The sequence below is a fragment of the Cytophaga aurantiaca DSM 3654 genome (genome assembly GCF_000379725.1).
In the GTDB taxonomy this organism is placed as follows: domain Bacteria; phylum Bacteroidota; class Bacteroidia; order Cytophagales; family Cytophagaceae; genus Cytophaga; species Cytophaga aurantiaca.
The window spans coordinates 250,693-273,165 of record NZ_KB903643.1; the positions used below are offsets into that span (position 1 = coordinate 250,693).

At 37.4% G+C, this 22,473-nt stretch carries 22 protein-coding genes and 1 tRNA gene; 11 read left to right on the forward strand and 12 right to left on the reverse strand.

Annotated elements, in window-relative coordinates; all coding sequences use genetic code 11:
• Window positions 1-39 precede the first annotated feature (39 nt).
• From A3EE_RS0112525 to A3EE_RS0112550, 6 genes are all read right to left on the reverse strand, one after another.
• Window positions 40-588, reverse strand: coding sequence for a DinB family protein (locus A3EE_RS0112525; protein WP_018343798.1), 549 nt, complete (start codon window positions 586-588; stop codon window positions 40-42).
• A 68-nt stretch (window positions 589-656) separates the two neighbouring features.
• A complete protein-coding gene (locus A3EE_RS0112530) occupies window positions 657-1,241 on the reverse strand; it encodes a Crp/Fnr family transcriptional regulator (protein ID WP_018343799.1) in 585 nt (194 codons plus the stop codon).
• A complete protein-coding gene (locus A3EE_RS0112535) occupies window positions 1,242-2,261 on the reverse strand; it encodes an MBL fold metallo-hydrolase (protein ID WP_018343800.1) in 1,020 nt (339 codons plus the stop codon).
• Window positions 2,262-2,359: 98 nt separating this feature from the next.
• Window positions 2,360-3,868, reverse strand: coding sequence for a flotillin family protein (locus tag A3EE_RS0112540; protein ID WP_018343801.1), 1,509 nt, complete (start codon window positions 3,866-3,868; stop codon window positions 2,360-2,362).
• Window positions 3,869-3,894: 26 nt separating this feature from the next.
• Window positions 3,895-4,461 carry a hypothetical protein gene (locus A3EE_RS0112545; RefSeq protein WP_018343802.1) on the reverse strand — a complete coding sequence of 189 codons (567 nt, stop codon included), beginning with the start codon at window positions 4,459-4,461 and terminating at the stop codon, window positions 3,895-3,897.
• A 250-nt stretch (window positions 4,462-4,711) separates the two neighbouring features.
• Window positions 4,712-5,404 carry a porin family protein gene (locus tag A3EE_RS0112550; RefSeq protein WP_018343803.1) on the reverse strand — a complete coding sequence of 231 codons (693 nt, stop codon included), beginning with the start codon at window positions 5,402-5,404 and terminating at the stop codon, window positions 4,712-4,714.
• Between the two features lie 249 nt (window positions 5,405-5,653).
• Between A3EE_RS0112550 and A3EE_RS0112555 the strand changes: the two genes are divergently transcribed.
• Window positions 5,654-6,838: a zinc-dependent peptidase gene (locus A3EE_RS0112555; protein WP_245553840.1), complete on the forward strand. Its 1,185-nt coding sequence runs from the start codon at window positions 5,654-5,656 to the stop codon at window positions 6,836-6,838.
• Window positions 6,839-6,916: 78 nt separating this feature from the next.
• Here A3EE_RS0112555 and A3EE_RS0112560 read toward each other — a convergent pair whose 3' ends face one another.
• The gene (locus A3EE_RS0112560) at window positions 6,917-7,354 is read right to left on the reverse strand and encodes an OsmC family protein (protein WP_018343805.1); all 438 of its coding nucleotides are present in this window, start codon (window positions 7,352-7,354) and stop codon (window positions 6,917-6,919) included.
• A 229-nt stretch (window positions 7,355-7,583) separates the two neighbouring features.
• On the opposite strand from A3EE_RS0112560, the gene A3EE_RS0112565 reads away from it, so the two are divergent.
• Both A3EE_RS0112565 and A3EE_RS0112570 read left to right on the forward strand, forming a co-directional pair.
• A complete protein-coding gene (locus A3EE_RS0112565) occupies window positions 7,584-8,225 on the forward strand; it encodes a 2,3-bisphosphoglycerate-dependent phosphoglycerate mutase (protein ID WP_018343806.1) in 642 nt (213 codons plus the stop codon).
• Between the two features lie 21 nt (window positions 8,226-8,246).
• Entirely contained in the window at window positions 8,247-9,986 is a 1,740-nt protein-coding gene (locus A3EE_RS0112570; RefSeq protein WP_018343807.1) for a ubiquinone-dependent pyruvate dehydrogenase, read from the forward strand.
• A 214-nt stretch (window positions 9,987-10,200) separates the two neighbouring features.
• Here A3EE_RS0112570 and A3EE_RS0112575 read toward each other — a convergent pair whose 3' ends face one another.
• From A3EE_RS0112575 to sucC, 4 genes are all read right to left on the reverse strand, one after another.
• Window positions 10,201-11,097 carry a DMT family transporter gene (locus A3EE_RS0112575; RefSeq protein WP_018343808.1) on the reverse strand — a complete coding sequence of 299 codons (897 nt, stop codon included), beginning with the start codon at window positions 11,095-11,097 and terminating at the stop codon, window positions 10,201-10,203.
• Between the two features lie 80 nt (window positions 11,098-11,177).
• Window positions 11,178-11,249: transfer RNA gene (locus tag A3EE_RS0112580), tRNA-Arg, on the reverse strand.
• A gap of 211 nt (window positions 11,250-11,460) precedes the next feature.
• A complete protein-coding gene (locus A3EE_RS0112585) occupies window positions 11,461-11,916 on the reverse strand; it encodes a Smr/MutS family protein (protein ID WP_018343809.1) in 456 nt (151 codons plus the stop codon).
• Between the two features lie 173 nt (window positions 11,917-12,089).
• Window positions 12,090-13,301, reverse strand: coding sequence for an ADP-forming succinate--CoA ligase subunit beta (sucC, locus tag A3EE_RS0112590; protein ID WP_018343810.1), 1,212 nt, complete (start codon window positions 13,299-13,301; stop codon window positions 12,090-12,092).
• Between the two features lie 329 nt (window positions 13,302-13,630).
• Between sucC and A3EE_RS0112595 the strand changes: the two genes are divergently transcribed.
• Both A3EE_RS0112595 and A3EE_RS0112600 read left to right on the forward strand, forming a co-directional pair.
• A complete protein-coding gene (locus A3EE_RS0112595; RefSeq protein ID WP_018343811.1) occupies window positions 13,631-14,116 on the forward strand; it encodes a DUF3859 domain-containing protein in 486 nt (161 codons plus the stop codon).
• 59 nt (window positions 14,117-14,175) lie between these two features.
• Window positions 14,176-15,948 carry a MutS-related protein gene (locus tag A3EE_RS0112600; protein ID WP_018343812.1) on the forward strand — a complete coding sequence of 591 codons (1,773 nt, stop codon included), beginning with the start codon at window positions 14,176-14,178 and terminating at the stop codon, window positions 15,946-15,948.
• 1 nt (window position 15,949) lies between these two features.
• On the opposite strand, the gene A3EE_RS0112605 is transcribed toward A3EE_RS0112600, so the two are convergent.
• A complete protein-coding gene (locus A3EE_RS0112605) occupies window positions 15,950-17,662 on the reverse strand; it encodes a glycoside hydrolase family 9 protein (protein WP_033417894.1) in 1,713 nt (570 codons plus the stop codon).
• Window positions 17,663-17,712: 50 nt separating this feature from the next.
• On the opposite strand from A3EE_RS0112605, the gene A3EE_RS0112610 reads away from it, so the two are divergent.
• The 6 genes from A3EE_RS0112610 to A3EE_RS0112630 all read left to right on the forward strand — a co-directional run bounded on the left by A3EE_RS0112610 (window position 17,713) and on the right by A3EE_RS0112630 (window position 22,280).
• Window positions 17,713-18,468 (forward strand): ABC transporter ATP-binding protein, encoded by a 756-nt coding sequence (locus A3EE_RS0112610; RefSeq protein ID WP_018343814.1) that lies wholly within the window; start codon window positions 17,713-17,715, stop codon window positions 18,466-18,468.
• 14 nt (window positions 18,469-18,482) lie between these two features.
• Window positions 18,483-20,387 carry a RecQ family ATP-dependent DNA helicase gene (locus A3EE_RS0112615; protein ID WP_018343815.1) on the forward strand — a complete coding sequence of 635 codons (1,905 nt, stop codon included), beginning with the start codon at window positions 18,483-18,485 and terminating at the stop codon, window positions 20,385-20,387.
• Window positions 20,388-20,484: 97 nt separating this feature from the next.
• Window positions 20,485-20,919, forward strand: a complete 435-nt coding sequence (locus tag A3EE_RS0112620) for an ankyrin repeat domain-containing protein (RefSeq protein ID WP_018343816.1) — start codon at window positions 20,485-20,487, stop codon at window positions 20,917-20,919.
• Between the two features lie 75 nt (window positions 20,920-20,994).
• Window positions 20,995-21,363 (forward strand): hypothetical protein, encoded by a 369-nt coding sequence (locus A3EE_RS22120; protein WP_245553841.1) that lies wholly within the window; start codon window positions 20,995-20,997, stop codon window positions 21,361-21,363.
• Between the two features lie 8 nt (window positions 21,364-21,371).
• Window positions 21,372-21,926: an NAD(P)-dependent oxidoreductase gene (locus A3EE_RS22125; protein ID WP_018343817.1), complete on the forward strand. Its 555-nt coding sequence runs from the start codon at window positions 21,372-21,374 to the stop codon at window positions 21,924-21,926.
• 72 nt (window positions 21,927-21,998) lie between these two features.
• Complete coding sequence (locus A3EE_RS0112630; RefSeq protein WP_245553842.1) at window positions 21,999-22,280, forward strand: hypothetical protein; 282 nt, start codon at window positions 21,999-22,001, stop codon at window positions 22,278-22,280.
• The last annotated feature ends 193 nt before the right edge of the window (window positions 22,281-22,473 follow it).

A 22,473-nucleotide genomic window follows, 5' to 3' on the forward strand; every position in this document is an offset into this window, starting at 1 on the left:
CTGTATCAAGTTAAGATATTGAATGGAAAAATGAAATAGTCAGGCTTTTAGATTGCGTTTCGCTTGTTCTATATGCCGTTCATTATGCGCAATAATAAATTGAAATACATCTCCCAGTTTTAACTTGATAAAAGGTGAAATAGAAATGGGAATTTTAATTCTGTTTAAATCCTGACTGTGAGCAATTCTTAAATACGACAGCAGTAGCTCTTGTTGATGAATGAATGTGGATACAACAGCTGCGGCATCTAAGTCAGATTCAGGTACATGTTTTTTAAAGGCCTTGTATTTTTTACCCGAGCCGGGAAGCATCATTTCTATAAAATACGAACCGATCCAACCGCTTCTAAAGCTTTTGGAATACATAGAGTTATCTTTCTTTAAAGCTGTTTGAATTTTGGGTAAATAAAAATCACCATAACTGTTTAAATGTTGCAGACATTGCGCAATGCTCCATCCACCAGTATTAGATCGTTTGAGTAAAACATCGGTAGAAAGGTTCTGAAATGTTTCTACCGCATTGCAAATCGATGTTTCTACACGTGTTTCAAGATCATGCAGAAGTCTTAAGGAATCAATTGTTTTCATAGGAATCAATTTTTATAAATCAAAATTGCATCTATGTTTAGTATTAAATATTGGTATTTACCAAGATTTTAAATTTTCACCTTATTTATCAATTTGCTGAAATTGGTTGGGTCTATACCCAGGTAGCTCGCCAGATATTTATGCGGAACCAATTGCAAGATATGCGGACTGCGTTGCAATAGCTTTTTAAAGCGTTCTTCAGAAGTAAATGACTGTACTTCAACCAATCGTTCCAACACACCGGAAAGTGCTTGTACAGTTCCTTTACGGATTAAAATTTCAATGCCAATGATTTCTTTGCTCAGCACTTCAATTTCAGAAAAAGATGCACGTAAAAAAGTAGAGGGGGTAAGTGTTTCGTAATAATATTTAGATGGCGACTCGTGTATCATAGAGTCTAATACACCTCCGAAGGATGGTGCATACGTAAATACCAATGTTGCTTCTCTATTTTGATCATCGAAGTAAAATACACGCTGCACGCCTTCAACTACAAAATATAAATATTTTTCTGTTTGTCCGGGTATGGTTAACTGCTCTTTTCGTTTTGCTTCAAAGGGTTTCCATAAAGAAGCAAAACGATTCCATTCCTTGTCTGTAAACGGATGAATGGAAGTTACAAGTTGACGTAATTGATCGATGGAAGAAATCATTTATTTCAATGGAATAATTTCACCGACACATACATATAAAATTTCTCCCGCTACATGTTGTTTTTCCTGTTCTTTCTTCAGCACGTGTATTGGGTCACCTATAGGTTCGTCGGCTAGATCAAACGTGCCGTAATGCATGGGTATAAAGTTTTTGGCTTTTGTATCGTGGAATGCTTTGATGCCATCAATAGGCGAGAGGTGACTTTGTCCCATGAAGAATTCAGGCTTATATGCACCGATTCCGATCATTGCATAATCGACAACAGGAAAGATGTTGGCGATGTCTGTAAAGTGGCTTCCATAGCCGCTGTCGCCGCCAAAGTAAATGGTTTTCCCTGCAGCTTGAATAACAAAACCTCCCCAGAGCCGTACGTTGGTATCTGTTAAATATCTTCGGCCCCAGTGTCTGCTGGGAACATAGGTGATCTTGATTTCAGGTTTGGTCTTGTATTGCTGATACCATCCGGCTGCTTCAATCGAAGTACTTTTGGTTATTTTTTTAATGACAGTATCAACGTTTAAACCTGTAAGATAAATTGCATTTGGATTGTTTTTAGCAAGCAACTCCAGACTCTTTTTGTCGCAGTGATCACGATGATCGTGTGAGATGAGTATGTAATCCATATGTTTTAATTGATCTGGATCAATCGGTAGTTTGCTTTTACGTTTGATAAGCGATACATCAAAAAGTACCGGATCGATAAGCAACGTTATTCCCGCTATACGAATAAAAAAAGAAGCATGTCCAAGCCATACAATACAGTCTTCTGATGATGTTAGAAAGTTGCTGTCGGTGATGCAAGTTAATTTCCAGGTACTTTTTTTCTTTTCTTCTTTCTGAGGATTTTTGGTTGTTTGCCATTTCAATACTTCTCTGAAGGAATTAATGAATGCAAATTCATGATTTAAAAACCTTCCTTTGGAATCAAGCGGAGTTCCTTTCCATTCGAATGGTAAAGCTATTGTTGGTAAGTCCGGATTGGATGTATAATTACTCGGTACAGAATGTTTTGCTGTCATGCTATTAGTACTTCTTATAAAATAAAAAAGAGGGACTGAATTAGTCCCTCTTTAATACTACGAATTTTTTAAAACTTACTCAATAGTGAGCATGCGTTTTATTTTTTAGGCTCAACAGGAGTAACATCCTTCGGTGTATCTTCTCCTTTTAAATAGGTTGGTAAATTCAAACCAGCCATGTTAAACAGATCGTTCAATGGAGGTACTGTTTTCATCATACCGGAAACAAAGTTTGCAGTAGAGGAGTTGCCATTGTCTGAGCCGCCGTTACCTGAATCCCAAACAGTGATCTTGTCGATCTTGATGTTTTTAACAGCTTCAACTTGTGTACGAACCAATTCAGGAAGTTTTTCAAGTAACAATAACTGGAACGCTTTTGTTGGATCACCACCTGCAGCAGCAACTACATCTTTGTAACCTTCTGCTTGTTTTGTTAAGATTTCATACAAACCTTTTGCTTCCGCTTCCATTTTTGCATAGATCGCATCCGCTTCACCTTTTGCATTCTCTCTGATACGTTCTGCATCTGCTTGCGCTTCGATGATTGCACGTTGTTTAGCGATCTCTGCGGGGATTACAATGTTGGCAATCTGTGTAGAACGTTCTCTTTCAGAACGCGCCAATTCGGCCTTCTGTTCTGCAACATACGATTCTTCTAATGCCTTAGCCTGTTGAACTTTTTCAGCAGTAATCGCAATACGTAAAGATTCCGCTTCTTTTTCTCTTCTTAATGCTTCCGAATTTGCAATCGAAATTTTAGCTGCGTTTTCCCCTGTAATTGCAATCGCATTTGCTTCAGATGTTTTTACACGGGTATCACGTTGCGCTTCCGCTTTACCGATTGCTTCATCTTTAGCAGCAGCAGCAATACTGATCTCTCTGTCTTTTTGTGTGATTGCGATCTTAACATCACGGTCTCTGTGTGTTTCCGCAATCTGTGTATCTTTTTCTCTGTCGGCTAATGCTTTACCAGTTTCACCTATTTTCTCTTGCTCAGCAACACTCACTTTCGCTTCGTTGATCGCTTTTGCAGCCGCTTCTTTACCCAACGCTTCAATGTAACCTGATTCGTCTTTGATATCGGTTACGTTTACGTTGATTAATTTCAAACCGATTTTCTTTAATTCGCTATCAACGTTTTTAGAAATGTTGTCAAGGAATTTATCACGGTCGGAGTTGATCTCTTCAATAGTCATCGTTGCAATAACCAAACGCAACTGACCGAATAAAATATCTTTCGCCAACTCCTGAATGTTTTCATAAGAAAGACCAAGCAATCTTTCTGCAGCTGTATTCATTGTATCTGCTTCTGTAGAAATAGCAATTGTAAAGCGACAAGGTACATCCACACGAATGTTTTGTCTACTCAATGCATTTGTCAGATTTGCTTCAATCGACAATGGCTTTAAATCCAAGAACGCATAATCCTGAATTACCGGCCAGATGAAAGCACCACCACCGTGCACACACTTTGCAGAAGAGCCACCGGTGCGACCATAAATAACGAGGATTTTGTCCGAAGGACATCTTTTATATCGGGCTACTAAAGCTGATATGGTAACAAATACGACAATCGCCGCTACAACAATAATTAGAATTTGTGTCATGGTTGGGTTTTATTTGAATTAAAAAGTTAAAGTGTTTCTACTAATAGAATATTATCATGTTCAATGCGTACAACTTTTACAACAGAGCCTGTTGGTATTTTATCTTCATTATCAGTCATCGCGTCTAGTTCGCGCACAGAGCCTCTTACACTGATCAATATTTTACCTTTACCTGCTTTTTTACCTGGTATGGTTAAATATACATCCGCACTTTTATTTACGGTTTCTTCGTATGTAAAGCTATTGTCTTCAGCTAATTTTTGTAATTCTCTGATAATTACAAAGAACATGTAAATGAACAACGAACCTACAGCAATAGAAACGACAACTAGCAATGCGTTTGGTATTCTGTTAAAGAACGAGATACCTGTCCAGCTAAAACCCAATAGAAAGTTTATTAAGTTTCTGAATGAGAAGAGTTGAAAATGCGAATCTCCATGTTCAAGATCGCCATCAAAGTCTGCATCTATGCCATCAGCGCCATCCGCTCCGATAAAAGTCATGATTGTTTGAATCAGAAAAATAATACTGGTTGGTATGGCAATATACCACAATGTCCTTAAAAAAGGGTCCAGATTTTCGAGTAATTCCATGGTTGTAATTTAGTTAAATTTTAATGAATACAGGCGGTATTCGTTATTGAAAAAGTAATAGTTATAATGGGGAAAATTATATCCTTGCAATCGTTTTTACTCTTATGCCTTTCTATGGATATATACGATAAAAATTATGCCAATGTTGATTGTTGTTGAAAAGATATTTTTATAAAATTTCGTCAGACCATCTTTTATGGCCTGACGAATAATGACTTCTGTCAATTTTAAAATTAAAAAATGAATACAATTAAAACGTAGGAGTGAAGGTTGCTTTTGATGAACCTTTTCCCAGTTTATAGGCAAAGCCAACCAGCAGACTTGTAGCATTGCTTCGGAATGCATAATTACTGTTTGTGCTAGTACTAATATTTGTGAGTCCCAAATTATCTCTGATTTCAAAAGACAAAGAGAATTTTTCTTTAATAGGTAAGGCTACACCAATACCGCCTGTAATACCGAAATTTAATGTTTGATAATAATCAGTACGATTGGTTTTTCTGTCAGGTGTCCAATCTGAAATAACGCTTTGGTTTAATAAAAAACTGAAACTTGGACCTACATTCAAAAAATACTTTAACTTGTTTCCAATGCTAGCTCTCACTAAAACAGGTATTGTAATATAATCATAATGAAAATGCGTTGTGCCTGGGCCAATCATATTGTCATTTTGATTCGTATACGTTATTTTATCTGTCTTATCAGCCAGCCGTTCAAAGGCTGGATCGATTCTTAATGCAAAGGTATTGTTGATATTGTATTGAACGAAAAGCCCGGCAATTCCGGCAACTTGCGGATACCTATTTGCTTGAAGCATATCAGATGCATACCGCATGGCTGTTAGATTGGGTCCGGCTTGTAAACCGATTTCAAATTTTGAATCCTGGGCAATAACAGAATAAGATAAAAGAATAGCGGTAAATAAAATTGAAAGAGTTTTCATGATTGTTTAATGTGAAATATTTAAAAAAGGTGAATAAGGGTTCAATATAGTCATTTTACAAAAGTATAAATGAAATTTGATAGGGAAAAAGAATACCTAAAAGTAGTGATAAAGAATATTTCATAAGAATAAAAGTTACTGGTTAATGATAAAATACATGAATTGATTAACCCTAATGGGTTTTCAATTACCTACAGTAAACTAATTTTTAAATCTATTATTTTTCTGTAGCTTTCTTCCATGATTTCAATGAACGAAATTTATAATGTATTGCTTTTAGAATTTCCATATTTTAAAAAGATAAACGAAGAAAAAAGGCAGCTGCTTTGTAAGCGCACGCAGCAATTTATTGATGGGACAGATTTTATTCCCCGTAAAGGAATGATGTTGACCAATCGCATGCAGATCCTGATTGCAGCGTGTTCCCAACAACTTACACTTGGTTTTTCCCGTCATTACAATTATGCATACTTTGAAAAAATTATCGTGTATCCTGAAAAATATTTATCTACCTATACAGATAAATATCACACCGGAGAAATGAATACAGCAGGTATCATTGTCCTTTCATGGGAAGATTTTTATAAAGGAATTTCAATAGATAACGATACACATAATGTAGGATTGCATGAGTTTGCCCATGCATTGGAGTTTATGGACATTGCAAATAAGGATGTAGATGAAATATTTTCAGCATGTTTAGATAAGTTTACAGCACTTGCAGATCATTACTTACTGCATCAACCCGATAAGCCTTTGTTTCGATCGTATGCTACAACAAATCTTTCAGAGTTTTTTGCGGTTGCTACAGAGTATTATTTTGAAGCACCAAAAGAATTTGCAGAAAGAGAGCCGGAGTTGTTTGATATTTTACGGAAGGCCTATCAACAAAATACTGCATCTGGTATTTCTGTAGCCAAAAAAATAAATACCACAGGTAAGAGTTATTTATCCGACAATGTATCATCTTCAAAATATTCAGCTGTCCTTTTTTATCTTATTATTGGCGCAATGTCTCTAACGATAACCTATAATGGTAGCATCATTGGAGCATTGGGTTTGGTGTGTTTCATATTGGTTATGGATATTTTTGGAACACCACGGAGTATATTTTCATTATATGAAGATTATGTACATGTTAAACTAGGTCAAATACGAGTAAAACGATTGATTCAATATTTTTTTCCGGCTAAAAATAGGTATAACCCCATTGTTCCATATTCCGAAGTGTTATATGTGAATGCACGGTATCATCAGGATGATGAAGGTGGCGGTGAATTTTATTCGTATGTATTATGTTACCTTCAACAGAATACTTTAGTAGAAGTAAATTGCGTAACAACAGATTTAAATTACGAGCGGGTGTTACGGTTTTTATATTTAGAGAAAAAGGTGGGTACGCGTTTAGATGGAAAATATAAAAAATATAAATAAGCTATCTTCAATAGATATTAAAAAAAGAGATGAAAATTACCCGTCTCTTTTTTTAATATCTTATTTCTTAACGGTTCCTTATTTAATTAAGTTTGCGGAAAGTGTAATCTCAACTGCCGACAATGCCTGACTTACAGGGCAGTTCTTTTTTGCAACATCAGCTAATTCTTTAAATTTTTCTTCACTGATATTGGGAACGGTACCTTCTAAATGAAGATGTATTGATTTAAATTTAAATCCCCCATTTTCCTGAACCATTGTAATGCTGGCTTCTGTAGATAATTTTGTAGGAGGGAAGTTAGCGCCTGTTAGCTGAAAGCTCAGTGCCATGCTAAAGCATCCTGCATGTGCCGCCGCAATTAATTCTTCCGGATTAGTTCCTGACTTACCATCTTCATTTTCAAAACGTGTTTTAAAAGAATAAGGAGTTTCATTCAAAACAGTACTTGGAGAAGTAAGAGTGCCTTTTCCTTCTAATCCCGTTCCTTGCCATACGGCGTTTGCTTTACGAATCATATACGTAGTTGATTAAAGTTGAAAAGATTTCAAATTCTATTTATTTAATAAGATAAATAAAAATTAGTAAACTGTATACTGAAATTGATTTTAATAACAAAGAAATAATCTTCCGCATCTGTTGATTGGCCTATTTTTAATTGGCTTATGAAAGTTTTAATTTCTTTTAACATAATTTTTTCTATATTAATAGTAGAGCGATTCATTTTAGTTTTATTAATTTATCCGTATGCCAATTTTAGTTATTGTTCGTCACGGTCAATCCGAGTGGAATCTTAAAAATCTTTTTACAGGCTGGGCGGATGTAGAGCTTACACCTACCGGTGAACACGAAGCAGAGTACGCAGGCATTGTATTGCGTCCATATAATTTTGATCTTGCTTATACATCGGTTTTAAAGCGTGCTATTCACACCCTTCACATCATTCTGGATGAAATCGGTGTATCCATTCCCATCATTGAAAATAAAGCCTTGAACGAGCGAAATTACGGAGAACTTCAAGGTTTGAATAAAGCTGAAGTAGGGCAGAAGTATGGTGCGCAGCAATTGATCGCCTGGCGCAGAAGTTTTACAGAAGTACCACCCGGCGGAGAAAGTTTAGAGAATACCTATCAGCGTGTAATCCCATATTTTCAGTCGGATATAGAACCTCAGCTGCGTGCAGGAAAAAATATATTGATTGTTGCACACGGGAATAGTTTACGTGCCTTGATGATGTTTTTAGAAAAGGTCACGCCCGAAGACATTGCACATATTGATCTGGCAACTGGTGCGCCAAGATTGTATGAATTTTCAAGCAACTTAGATTTAAATTCTGTATCTTATGTAAAGCTTCCTGAAACATCTTCGGATGGTTCAACGCTTTTGTAAATCGAAAATAATAAAACAGCTATGTCTTCAAAAACAGTTTCCGATCAGCTTGTGACCATGTTGGTGCAGGCCGGTGTCAAAAGAGTTTATGCCGTAACAGGTGATAGTTTGAATTTTGTCAATGATGCCATCCGCAGAGATGGACAGATCGAATGGATACATGTACGCAATGAAGAAACAGGTGCTTTTGCTGCGGGGGCTGAAGCACAATTGAATGGCATTGCATGTTGCGCTGGCAGCAGCGGTCCCGGGCATGTGCATTTGCTGAATGGTTTATACGACGCACACAAATCAAACGCTTCCGTAATTGCCATTGCCTCCACATGTCATTCTACAGAATTCGGCACAGATTCTTTTCAAGAAACCAATACCATAAAATTATTCGACGACTGTAGCTGTTACAATCAGATTGCGGTTACTCCTCAGCAATTTCCACGCATGTTTCAGGCTACCATTCAACATGCGATCCATAAGAAAGGAGTTGCTGTGCTAGGCTTACCCGGAGATATAACGGACATGCATGCGGTAGAAAGTCCTACCGCGATGCAAATCTATCATACCAATCCGGTCATCCAACCTTCTAACGACGAACTGCAGGCATTGGCGGATCTGTTACAAGAACATTCAAAGATTACTATTTTCTGCGGTATTGGTGCAGCACATGCGCATGATGAAGTAGTACAGCTCTCTAAATTGCTGCATGCACCCGTTGGGTATTCGTTTAAAGGGAAGATGGGGATTCAATACGACAATCCCAACGAAATCGGAATGACGGGCTTGCTGGGCTTGCCTAGTGCCTTTCAGAGCATGCATGAATCCGATCTGGTTCTATTATTGGGCACAGATTTCCCGTATTCGGATTTTATGCCGGTGAAAAATAAAATTGTTCAGATCGATACAGCTCCTGAAAAATTGGGCAGAAGAGCGAAGCTGGATATGGGCTTATGCGGAAATATTAAAGATACCCTGATTGCATTACTTCCTTTGCTTTCTCAACAGCCCGATGGTTTCTTTTTAAAGAAACAATTGGATGGGTATGCGGAAGTAAAAGAACATTTAAAAAGTTATGTGAATGATCCGGGTAAAAAAGATCTTATTCATCCTGAATATCTGGCATCACGAATCGATGCACTTTCTGCAAACGATGCGATTTATACAGTTGATACAGGTATGACCTGTGTATGGGCCGCACGTTACTTAAATGCTACTGGGGAACGTACGCTGTTGGGTTCATTCAATCATGGGTCGATGGCAAATGCAATGCCTCAGGCGATTGGTGCTGCCTTGGCTTGTCCCGATCGACAAGTAATTGCGATGTGTGGAGATGGAGGGATCTCGATGATGCTGGGCGATATCATGACCATCGTTCAATATAAACTACCGGTGAAATTAATTGTGTTTAACAACCACAGTTTGGGAATGGTAAAATTGGAAATGGAAGTTTCAGGTTTGCCCGATTGGCAGACCGATATGGTGAATCCGGATTTTGCTAAGATCGCAGAAGCAATGGGTATGCGTGCGCTTACCGTAAATGATCCGGCAAACGTGGATGAAGCTCTTAGCGAAGCCTTCGCGTACAACGGACCTATGCTGTTGAATGTGATCACCGATCCGAATGCATTAGCAATGCCTCCTAAAATTACGTTTGAACAAATGAAAGGAATGGCTACATCCATGACCAAGCTTATGCTAAGCGGACGGATGGATGATGTCTGGAAAACAATTGAATCAAATAAAAAGCATTTGAAAGAGTTGCTATAGTCTTTCAAAAACGAGCTATCTTATTTTACCGCAAGGAACGCAAAGGTTTTTCGCAAAGAACGCAAGGAAAAAAACTTTGGTACGACCCACTATGCAGATTTCCCATTTCTATATTGATTGAAATTTTATTGCTTTAAATATGAGTATATGATTATGTCAGAAATTTTACCCTTGCGTTCTTTGCGAAAAAGCTTTGCGCCCTTTGCGGTAAAAATCAGTTCTTTTTATTGAAGCTCAACAATACGATCGTAATCAATATACATACTGTCCCCACCCAATCGCTCCATAAAAAAGAAACATTCAGCCATAAGACTGCAAGAAAAACTGCTGCAAGAGGTTCTGTACAAGCAAGGATACTTGCCATTTGCGCACCGATTTCTTTAACCGCACTGATGTACATATAAAAGGCTACGAGACTTCCTAACAGTATAATGAATGCAACAGCCAGCAGTGCGTCTGTATCCCATGTACCGCTTATGTTCCATGGTGCTGCTACAAAGCTCGACGCAATTCCTCCAATCAAAAAAGCCCAGCCGATAACGGAAAGTGTTGAATATTTTTTTAATAAGGGAATGGGCAATAAGGAGTAAAGCATAGCAGCGATTGCTGATGCGATGCCCCAGAAGAAGGCTTCAGCTGAAATAGATAGACTGGAAATATTTCCTTGTGTAACCAAAAAGAAAACTCCCGTAAACGCTAATAGAATAGCGAACACTTCAAGAGCTACAGGTAATTTTTTATTTTGTATTGAAAAATAAATGGCAATGAATACCGGACCTGTATACTGCAGTACGGTAGCTGTTGCTGCGTTGGATGCTACGATGGCTGCAAAGTACGTATACTGAATGGCATACATACCCAAGACTCCGGCTAATACAAGCTGCAAGACATCACGTTTGTTGCACCAGATTGCTAAAACGTCTTTATCTTTTTTAAATCCTGCAAAAGATATCAGTAATATTCCTGCAATCAATAAACGCATGGTTACAAGCCAGGCAGCATCAATGTTTTTTTCTTCGAATACATATTGAGCGCAAGTACCTGAAACACCCCATAACATAGCTGCTGTTAGCGCCTGAAATATTCCGTTGATAGATACGGTTGTTTTCATTATTATATATGAAGGAATATTATATCGGGACTAAATTAAAAAGCGGACTGTAATAATTAAATCACATATCCGCTTTTTTGTGCACCCGACGGGAGTCGAACCCATATCGTCAGAATCGGAATCTGAAATACTATCCATTATACTACGGATGCAAAATTGGTTTGCAAATCTAGGGTATTATATGTGGGTACGCAAGTTCTTTTTTAGTTTCTAGTGACTAGTTTTCAGTTGCTAGATGCCCTTGATTAAGATTGCATCAAAGCCTTTAATTCCGATCGTCTTTGTACTCCGTACTCTATACTTTGTACTCCGTACTCTATACTTAGTACTTTAGTCTAGTACCTAGCAACTAGAACCTACTAACTAACTAACAAACGTTACCAGCGTAACTCCATCGCCCCAGCCGCCTTCTTCGTTCTCCAGTTTTTCAACTTCTTTATATTTCTTCAGAAAGGAGCGGACTGTATCACGTAAAATACCATTACCTCTTCCATGTATAATTTTAGCCTTTGTAGCACCAATCAGAATTGCATCGTCTGCCCAGATAGTAAGAAGATGGATAAGTTCATCACGCATCTTACCACGCACGTCTAACTCAAACTGGAAAGATTGCATCTTCGCTTTGGTGTCAACACCTTCGTATGACGTTTCTTCCACTTCATCTTCTTCCCATTCATCATCGCCCGCCGGACTTAATTGCTCCAGCTTTACTTTCATCTTCAGAATACCCATCGCAACTTCAGCATTGGTGCCTTTGATCGCAATGATTTCGCCTACACCTTCGTAGCCGTCTATGTGTACATGGTCTCCTATATTCATAATGTTTTATGTAATACGTTTTAAGTAATAAGAAAGCTAGTTTTAAGAATAGCTAAATAACGCATATAAATTCTAAAGTTCAACATCTTAAAACATAATACTTATTACTTAGAACATAAAAAAAGCGCCTGACAGTTTACACTACCAGGCGCTTTCAATTAGAGAAACAAACCTTACGCTAACGCTTCTGTTACTAATTTAGCAGCGTCTTTTAAGATAACTGCTGAACGAACTTTTAAGCCAGATTCGTTGATGATCTTAGCACCTTCTTCCGCATTTGTTCCTTGTAAACGAACAATGATCGGAATATTGATTGTGCCGATATTTTTGTAAGCTTCAACAACGCCATTCGCAACTCGGTCGCAACGAACGATACCACCAAATACGTTGATCAAAATAGCTTTTACATTTGGATCTTTTAAGATAATACGGAAACCAGCTTCAACAGTCTTCGCATTTGCTCCACCTCCAACGTCAAGGAAGTTAGCAGGCTCACCACCGGCTAATTTAATAACATCCATCGTAGCCATCGCAAGACCAGCACCGTTAACCATACAACCTACGTTACCGTCAAGTTTTACATAGTTTAAGTGACTTTCCGCAGCTTCAACTTCCAACGGATCTTCCTCCGTAACATCGCGGTAAGCCGCTAGGTCAGGATGACGGAACAATGCGTTATCGTCGATAGATACTTTAGCATCAACTGCTAAGATCTCATCACTTGTACTTTTTAACACTGGATTGATCTCAATCATTTCAGCATTTGTTGCTTTGTAAGCAGCATACAAACGTGTTACAAACGTAACCATTTCTTTAAATGCTTTACCTGAAAGATTTAATCCAAATGCAATTTTACGAGCTTGGAAACCTTGAAGACCAACTGCCGGATCAATAAATTCTTTTGTAATTAAATGAGGCGTGCTGTGTGCAACCTCTTCAATGTCCATACCACCTTCAGTAGAAGCAATGATCACATCTCTGCCTGTACCACGGTCAAGTAGGATAGATAAATATAATTCTTTAAGCTCTGATTCACCTTTTTGATATACATCAGCAGCAACAAGCAAACGATTTACAACTTTACCAGCTGGACCAGTTTGGATTGTAACAAGCGTATTGCCTAACATCTGTGTAGCTTTTTCTTTTACTTCATCATACGACTTAGCAATCATTACGCCACGGTGCTCTGTACCTACAAATTTACCTTTACCACGACCACCAGCATGTATCTGCGCTTTAACAACGAAGATGTCTGTTCCAGTTTGTTCTTTTAATTTTTTAGCTGCTTCTACTGCAGACTCAGGCGAATCGGCATAAATACCTTCTCCGATCTTAACGTTGTATTTCTTAAGAATTTCCTTCGCTTGATACTCGTGAATATTCATATTTCAGTGAGATATAAAATGGTTATATTTTAATTAATTCAAGGGCAATCCACGAATCTAGTCGTTTTAGCGGGGAAATTCAAATCTGGCAGGTAATTAAATCGGCCTTGTGGGGAAATCCCTTTTCTGCAATATCCATTCAATCCGTAAAAAGCTGTTTTTGAGGAGGTATGTTGAATTTTAAATGATAGATAGTCAGATATTTTACATGGATTTATTGCAATTCAATGGAGCTGAAATAATAGTTTGATGTAGACCTCTTGAAAGAACGAATACGGTTGTATCGTAAATAAAAACTATCTTTAAAATATCAAAAGAGAACTTTTATTATGAAAAAATTGATCCTGGGTGTATTTGTGATTGTTTTAACTTCAGCAACAAATAAATCACAAAAGCTTAACTTGAAATTTGTCGAAATCGGATACGGAATTTGCGAAACAGAAGAGGTATTCACGAAAAAAAACAAAGAGGCACCAACAGGCACACAAGCATTTTCAGATGGATTTGTATTAATTAAACAAACAGATACAATTCCTGCGATACTTGGACAACAATTTGGAGTTACATATGAAATTCAGTCTGCCAATGATAAAAGTATTGATGTGGAACAAGCCTGGATTTTTCCACAAGAAATGATCAATAATGAGGGACAAAAATTTAAAGAGATTCGTTATACCCTTAAAAAATCTGTTAATCGGATGTCTTTCTCGACGTATTCTTTTGATAAAAAATACGAGATTGTTAAAGGGCAGTGGACTTTTCAGATGTTGCATAAGGGTGTAAAAATATATGAACGTAAATTTTTTGTTGAATAGTGTAGTGGAATGTGCTGCTCTAGATAGAATGAAATTTTACGATAAAGAAAAATTTATATATGCACCAATACACAGGATTAAAAGATCAATATGCAAATGAGTTATCGGCATTAAAACAAACTCATGCATGGATCAGCATGATCCGTATTGCACTTGTTTTGATCGCACTCGTATGTTTTTATTTTTTCATTACGAGTCTTGAATTTATTCCTTTTGCTATTGGCATCGTGTCAATTATTGTTTTTCCATTTATACTGGTTTGGCATAGAAAAAAAAGCTCAGAAATTTTATTTAAAGAAACGCTTAGTACAATTCTATTAGAGGAGATAGCGTATGTAGAGCATAAAGAACTTCCTTTTAAAAGCGGTATAGAATACAACGACATCAGTCATCCGTATACATTTGATTTAGATATATTCGGAACCAAAAGTTTGTTTCAGCATCTGAACAGAACAGCAACGTATCTTGGACAAACAAACCTAGCGGAATCTTTACAAAATATTTTACCAAATACTGAAATTCAACGCAATCAGGAAGCAATAAAAGAACTGTCAGGTAAGCTTGAATGGAGACTGGAAATTTTAGCACGGGCAAAAATAGCGAACGATAATAAAGAAGTATATAACAGCATAGTTGGTTGGACTTCAGAAAAAGCTGCCACCGTGCCGCTGTATATTCGGATCGCTTCTTTTGTACTGCCCGTAGCATTGATTACGTTACTTATTGTATCAGCTTTTTCAGACTCCGGAATTTATTTAAATATTGTTGAAGCCTTATTTGTTGTAAACCTTATGATCATTGGCTTTCAGCATAAAATAATTAAATCAGAATTGGTACATGCAGACAAAATTGAAACGCTGTTAAAACAATACAGTCTGATCTTGCAGAAAATCGAAACGGAAGAATTCGATTCTTCTAAATTGAAAAATCTCAAGCAAAACTTGATACACACAGATAAATCTGCGAGCGAACACTTAAGTATATTGTCAAAATTATTTGCACGGGTTGAAACAATTCAGAATGCAGTTGGTTCGGTATTTATGAATGGGTTTTTTCTGTATCATATTCATGGTTTACATGCTTTGTTAAAATGGAAAGCTGCACATGCAGACAAAGTTGTACAATGGATCTCTGTTATAGCTGAGATTGAAATGCTAAATAGCTACGCCAATCATGCATACAACAATCCCGGTTTTATTTTTCCTGAGTTAAATGAAGAACATAAAATAGAACTGAAAGAAACAGGGCATCCATTAATTGACGAAAAGAAACGTATCTGTAACGATGTTTCTTTCCATGATGGAAGTTTTATAATACTTACAGGTTCTAATATGTCGGGTAAAAGTACGTTCCTGAGAACACTTGGCATCAACATGGTGTTGACCGGAGCAGGTGCTCCTATATGTGCAGCATCCGCAACGACACATCCATTATCTGTTATTGTTTCTATGCGCTTGTCGGATTCTTTGTCGGATAGCGAATCGTATTTCTTTGCAGAAGTAAAGCGTTTAAAACAATTGATGTCTGCGCTTGATCAGCAAACGTGTTTTGTATTGTTGGATGAAATTTTACGCGGAACAAATTCAGATGATAAACGCAGCGGTACTATTGAAGTGATTAAAAAAATCCTTGCGAAACGAGGCATAGGCATCGTGGCAACACACGATTTAGAGGTATGCAATACCACGCTTCAATATCCCGAACAATTATCCAATAAATGCTTTGAAGTAGAAATTACAAACGATGAATTGGTTTTTGATTACAAACTTCGTGAAGGCATCTGTAAGAATAAAAGTGCTACCTTTTTGATGAAGAAGATGGGAGTGATTTGATTTATTTTCCGTACATGTTGTTTACTAAAGTAAAGAAATATATTCCATCGGCCATACCGCCAATGCTTGTTTCCATACACTGGAAATCTGAATTGTAGTCGTAAAATACTACCGATGTTGTATTGAATGATTCAAACGCATTTGTTTTTGGTATGTTAAAGTATTTCATCAATTCATCGTGTGTTTTTTTATCACCCGGACCTTCAGCAATAGCTCCATTAGCAGATAATTCGGGATGTAACGTATACATTTGAGAGAAGATATTTTTCACACTGCCTGGTATTTTATCGGTAATGATCAGTGATGTTCCCCAATTGTTTTGCCCCAGTGTGTAGTTCAATACATCTGTATCCATACGTTGATAAGGAGACGTTCCTCCATTCCATTTAGAATAAACCATACTTGAAGAGGCCACACCCATAAAGCTGTATAAGGTTGCCCAGGTATATGTATGTGGCAGTCTCCATATGTTTCCGTTCTTTGTTGCAATACTATTGAAATGAGTTAAATCAGTCGTGATATAAGGTTGTACAATGGAAGGTGCATATTGCAATAATCGTAAATGTGCAGTGAGATTTAGATTACCCCATGAAACCCAATAAGCGGGTCCGGCCTTTTGTGCATATATTTTCGCCTGGTCTAAATAGAGCTCATCTTGTGTCAGTCGGTAAATTTCTACGGCTGCAAGTTCCATATTGTCGTAACTGGATTCGTCGCTATAAAATTTTTCCCAGCCTTCTTCAAACCATGCAGGTGCTTTATTGGTAGCCATTGCTTTCTTATATATCTGTATAGCCTTGTCTCTATATGGCTTCGATTTTATTTTCAAAGAAGCATTTGATTCGAATATGTTTGCTGCTAGGGCGAGTGCTGCTGCAGTTAAGCCCATTTGAGTCGGACTGAAATCACAGTAGGCAGGACGTGATCCATTTAAGGCATCATCGTATGGCATGCGCTTACTTTGCTTGTGATCTGCTGCATTGCCAACCTGAATGATGAAAGTAGAATCATCGGGCATTGTTTTTAATAAATACGCCAGTCCCCAAAGTGCTTCATCCAACAGTGCTTTTTTGTCCTCATCTGCATGTGTATGTATGGGATATTCTTCATACGTGCGCAGTAAAAAATAGGTAGTATATGCAGTTGTTTGGGTGAATTTTAGATAATCGCCGGCGTCATACCATCCACCAAGCATATCTACATAACGTTCTGTTTTAGCGGTATCCCAACTGGTATTTGTACTTTTTTTCTTTTCGTAAACCCGACATTTATTATCTCCATCATGCCCTATTTTATTATCAGGTAATATAGGTTGGCCACTGCGCTGTTTTTTTAAGAAGCCAACCATTTCAGGTATAAGAAAACCAGTAGGATTGTTCTTAATTTCAATTGAAAAATCTTTAATCGAACCAATAGATATAATATAAACACCTTCTTGTTTCAATGAAGAAAATTCTACTTCATAATTAAATGGTTTCGGTGTATGTTCACTGATGCCGCTAATGGATATTGAAAAGATACCTTTTAATACAATTGCAGATCCTGCGTTTTTTATAGACCATTGTTGTCCGCTTAAATTTTCATCCGATAAAATCATACATGACTTGGTTGCTTTGGCTGCATAACCCGCATGATTGTATCGAGGATATATTTCTGCACGTAAAAATGTATGCTGAATCAGAAACAAGAAGACGAGGGTTATAATACGATACATGTGTCTGGTGAATTAGTTGTTATTTCTAAAGTACTTACAATTCTCTTAAAATGGAAATATTCCGTTTTAAAGGGCTTGGATTGCGCCATAAATCTATTCCTACATCATTTTATTTTGTTATCTTTAACTATTCAATACATACGATTATGCAGGAAATTCTGAGGGCAGAGAACATTCACAAAAAATACGGCACAGTAGATGTTTTAAAAGGCATTGATTTTTCAGTACAAAAAGGAGAAGTCGTTTCTATTGTTGGGGCTTCCGGAGCCGGTAAAAGTACCTTGTTGCATATCTTAGGTAGTCTGGATAAATCCGATGCAGGTTGGGTGAAGATCAAGGATGAGGAAATTTCTTCCATGAATGATAAAACATTATCTACATTCCGCAATCAGAATATTGGTTTCATTTTCCAGTTCCACAATCTATTGCCTGAATTTACAGCCGTTGAAAATGTATTGTTACCAGCAATGATTGGTAAAAAAAATATAAAAGAAGCTGAAGCACGTGCAAAAGAATTATTAAGTTTTTTAGGTTTGTCGCATCGGTTCACGCATTATCCAAATCAATTGTCCGGCGGAGAGCAGCAGCGTGTAGCAGTAGCGCGCTCATTGATTAATGATCCGTTGATTGTATTTGCCGATGAACCAAGTGGTAATTTAGATACGCACAACGCAGAAGAATTGCATCAATTATTTTTTGATCTTCGCCAAAAATACAATCAAACGTTTGTGATTGTAACACACAATGAAAAACTGGCCGACTTATCTGATCGTAAAGTGGTGATGCAGGACGGTGTAATCATTTAACAATAGGATCAGGTATGAGTACTTCTATACATGAAATTCTCAAAACCTATTGGGGGCATTCTGCTTTCCGTCCGCTTCAGGAAGATATCATCAATTCTATTTTAGCAGGAAATGATACTGTTGCGCTGTTGCCAACTGGCGGCGGGAAATCCATTTGTTATCAGGTGCCGGCATTGGCAAAAGACGGACTGGCATTGGTGATCAGTCCTTTAATAGCATTGATGAAGGATCAGGTAGAACAGCTGCGCAAGCGGGGAGTATCTGCTGCTGCGATTCATTCAGGCATGCGTAAATCAGAAATTGATATCGCACTGGATAATTGTATTTACGGTTCCACTAAATTGTTGTACGTTTCGCCTGAACGTTTAAAATCAGACTTGTTTAAAGAACGTGTTCAGAAGATGAACATCAGTTGTATTGCAATTGATGAAGCGCATTGCATCTCTGAGTGGGGGCACGACTTCAGACCGGCATACAGAGAGATTGCATCCATACGCGAATTGCTTCCTGATGTACCCATGATTGCTTTAACAGCAACGGCAAATGAAATGGTGTTGAGTGACATCATGGAGCAATTGGCACTGAATGATCCGCAAGTTTTTACACAAAGTTTTACACGAAAGAATTTGTCGTACTCCTGTTTGTACGAAGAAAATAAAGAGAAGCGTTTGCTTTCTATGCTGCAAAAGACTCCGGGTATTTGTATTGTATATGCGAATACACGTGCACGTGTGGTGCGCATTGCAGAATTTTTAAATCGTCAACGTATTCCAACTGAATTTTATCACGGTGGCTTAGATCATAAGCAACGCAGCGTTAAACAGGATGCGTTTATGAAAAACTCCGTGCGCGTAATGGTTGCTACGAACGCGTTTGGTATGGGCGTTGATAAACCCGATGTTCGGCTTGTTGTACATATGGATGTGCCGGATTCGCTGGAAGGATACTTTCAGGAAGCAGGTAGGGCAGGACGCGACGGGAATAAAGCTTTTGCGGTATTGCTGCATACAAAAAAAGATGAAGAGGAATTGCTGGCTAAAATTCCGGTAGCACATCCTTCTGCAGATGTGATACGCAAAATGTATCAATGGCTTGCGAACTATTATCAGCTTGCAGTAGGAAGCGGTTACATGGAAAGTTATCCGTTTGACCTGGATGAATTTTGTAAAAAATATAATCTGAATAAACTGGAAGTTTTCTATTCGTTGAAGCGAATGGAACAGCACGGGATCATTCAATTGAGTGAAGCGTTTTATAATGCACCTAAGCTTCGTGTAATAGTGGATCACGATCAACTGTATGACGCACGTTTAAAGATGCCTAAACACGACGAATTCATCAAACAGGTCTTACGGATCTTTGGAGGAGAAATTTACACAACATACAGAGAATTTTCTTTTTCGGGTTTAGCCAAATCTACACTGACACCTGAATCAGAAATTAAAAGTAAAATACAGTTCTTAGCACAACAAGGAATTATCGATTTTATTGATGCCAGCGATGTTCCTCAATTGACGTTTTTATTACCACGACAGGATGCTCTGAAATTGCAACTGGATCTGCAATGGCTGGAGGATCGTAAAGATCACGATCAGGAAAGTGCGGAAAATATCATAGGCTTTTTGCATACCGAAGGATGTCGTGCAAAATATGTACTGGAATATTTTGGTGAATACGATGCAAAGCCTTGCGGAATCTGTGACCGTTGCATACGTAATACACGCAACAAAGAATATTATGATCATGCAGCGATGGTTGTGCAGCAGACATTACAAGCTAAAAATGTCCCGATAGAAGATCTTGAAAAAGAATTTGTAGGGCTTGATAAAAATATTGTCCTTGAAATCATTCGTACATTGATGGATACAGCGAAAGTAAAGATCGATGATACGGGAAGATATTTATGGGCAAAAAAGTAATCAGTTTTCGGAATCTATTGCAAGTACTGTGATGAGGTTGTTATTCACAGTCGTTATTCAAAAAAAAATCTTATAGATAAACGTTAATTTTTATTCAATGTTAAATGACAAATCAGAAAAATTAAGACTCGAGGAAATTTGTATTGCAGCTTTTGAAGGAAAAGTAGATGTATTACAAAATCTATTGGAAAATAATATTGATTTAAATAATGTTGGAAAGAATTGGTCTCCACTTCATTCAGCTATAGAAAATCTTAATATTGAATGTGTGAGATTATTACTCCAAAAAGGAGCTAATGTAGAGTATTGTGGTGAAGGTTGTAGATTAACTCCATTGGAGCATGCGATCGATATATCAGTTCAAAGTAATAATAATACTGGAGGGAAAGATGGCGAGGAATCTATCGAAATTATTTGTATTTTATTAGAAGCAGGTGCGGACCCAAGATCAGGTCTTCAAATTGCTAATTTATATCAAGCGAATAAAATTCTAACAATTCTTAAGAACTATATAGTAAAAAATGAACGTTAGTAGAAAAAATTTCTTCTTGGTATGCTACAAATATTTCTGCTACTTTTTCTTAAAACTTAATACGTAAAACTTATTATGAATATCGTTTTCCTCGATGCCCTTACGTTAGGCGACATGCCTGAGCTGGAAAGTTTCAATGAACTTGGAACGTATACGCAATATCCTGAAACTAGTCCGGAGCAACGACTCGAACGTTCTTTGTCTGCGGATATTATCATTACCAATAAAGTAAAGATTGATTCAGCATTGATGGAACAACTTCCGAAGCTTAAACTGATCTGTGTGGCTGCTACTGGTACAAATAACATTGATCTGGATAAAGCTTCCGCATTAAATATTCCGGTGAAGAATGTGAAAGGATATTCAACCAATAGCGTTGCTCAGCTTACCTTCGGTTTTATTATTGAATTATACATCGTATTTCTTTTTATGATACCTATGTAAAAGAAGAAATGTATTCTTCTCAAAAGCTCTTCACGCATATTGGGCCGGGCTTAGAAGAAATTGCTGGCAAAACAATTGGTATCATAGGGATGGGTGATATAGGCAAGGCGGTTGCTAAGATTGCAACGGCTTTTAACATGCAGGTGCAGTATTATTCTACCAGTGGAAAGAATATGGATGCCGGTTATTCTTCTGTTTCGTTAGAGGCTCTTTTAAAGACGTCTGACGTAGTTAGCATACATGCGCCACTCAATCCTCAAACGAATCAATTGATTAGCGCTAAGCAGCTTGCAATGATGAAATCCGATGCGATACTGATAAACGTTGGAAGAGGAGGGATTGTCGTGGAAGCAGATCTGGTTCATGCCTTAGAAGAAAAGCAGATTCATGCAGCAGCTTTGGATGTCTTTGAACAGGAACCGTTACCATTGCATTCACCTTTGCTGCAATTACAGGATCACGGACAATTGATCTTAACACCTCATATTGCTTGGGCCAGCAGACAGGCACGCCTTACTTTGTTAAAAGGAATTCAAACAAATATCAAACAATTTCTTTCCTGATCTATGTTCAATAATATTAAAAATACAACCCAGCTTGCCCCGACGAGTGTCTATTTAAAAAGAACACTTGTTTTGTTTGCAATATCTTTTACTTTCTTAGCCTTGTCGCTTGGTTTAGGAGTATGGGGCTATCATTATTATGCAGGTTTACCCTTTATTGATTCGTTATTAAATGCAAGTATGATCTTAACAGGCATGGGACCGATAGATCCGATGAAAACAAATGCAGCAAAGCTCTTCGCTTCATTCTATTCGATTTATAGCGGCGTAGCTTTCTTAACGTCTATTGGTGTCTTTATTGCACCTACGTTACATAGACTGTTGCATAAATTTCATATTGAAGACTCGGAATAGTTACCAGTTACTAGGTACTAGTTGCCAGATGAAGGAAAAGTACAAAGTATAGAGTACGGAGTACTTAGTACAAAAAGAAAAGTATTCAAAAACTTAATAAATAATTATATAAAAAAGGGATTTAGATAACAATCTAAATCCCTTTTACTTTTTGAGTACTAAGTACTCTATACTTTTGTCTAGAGACTAGTAC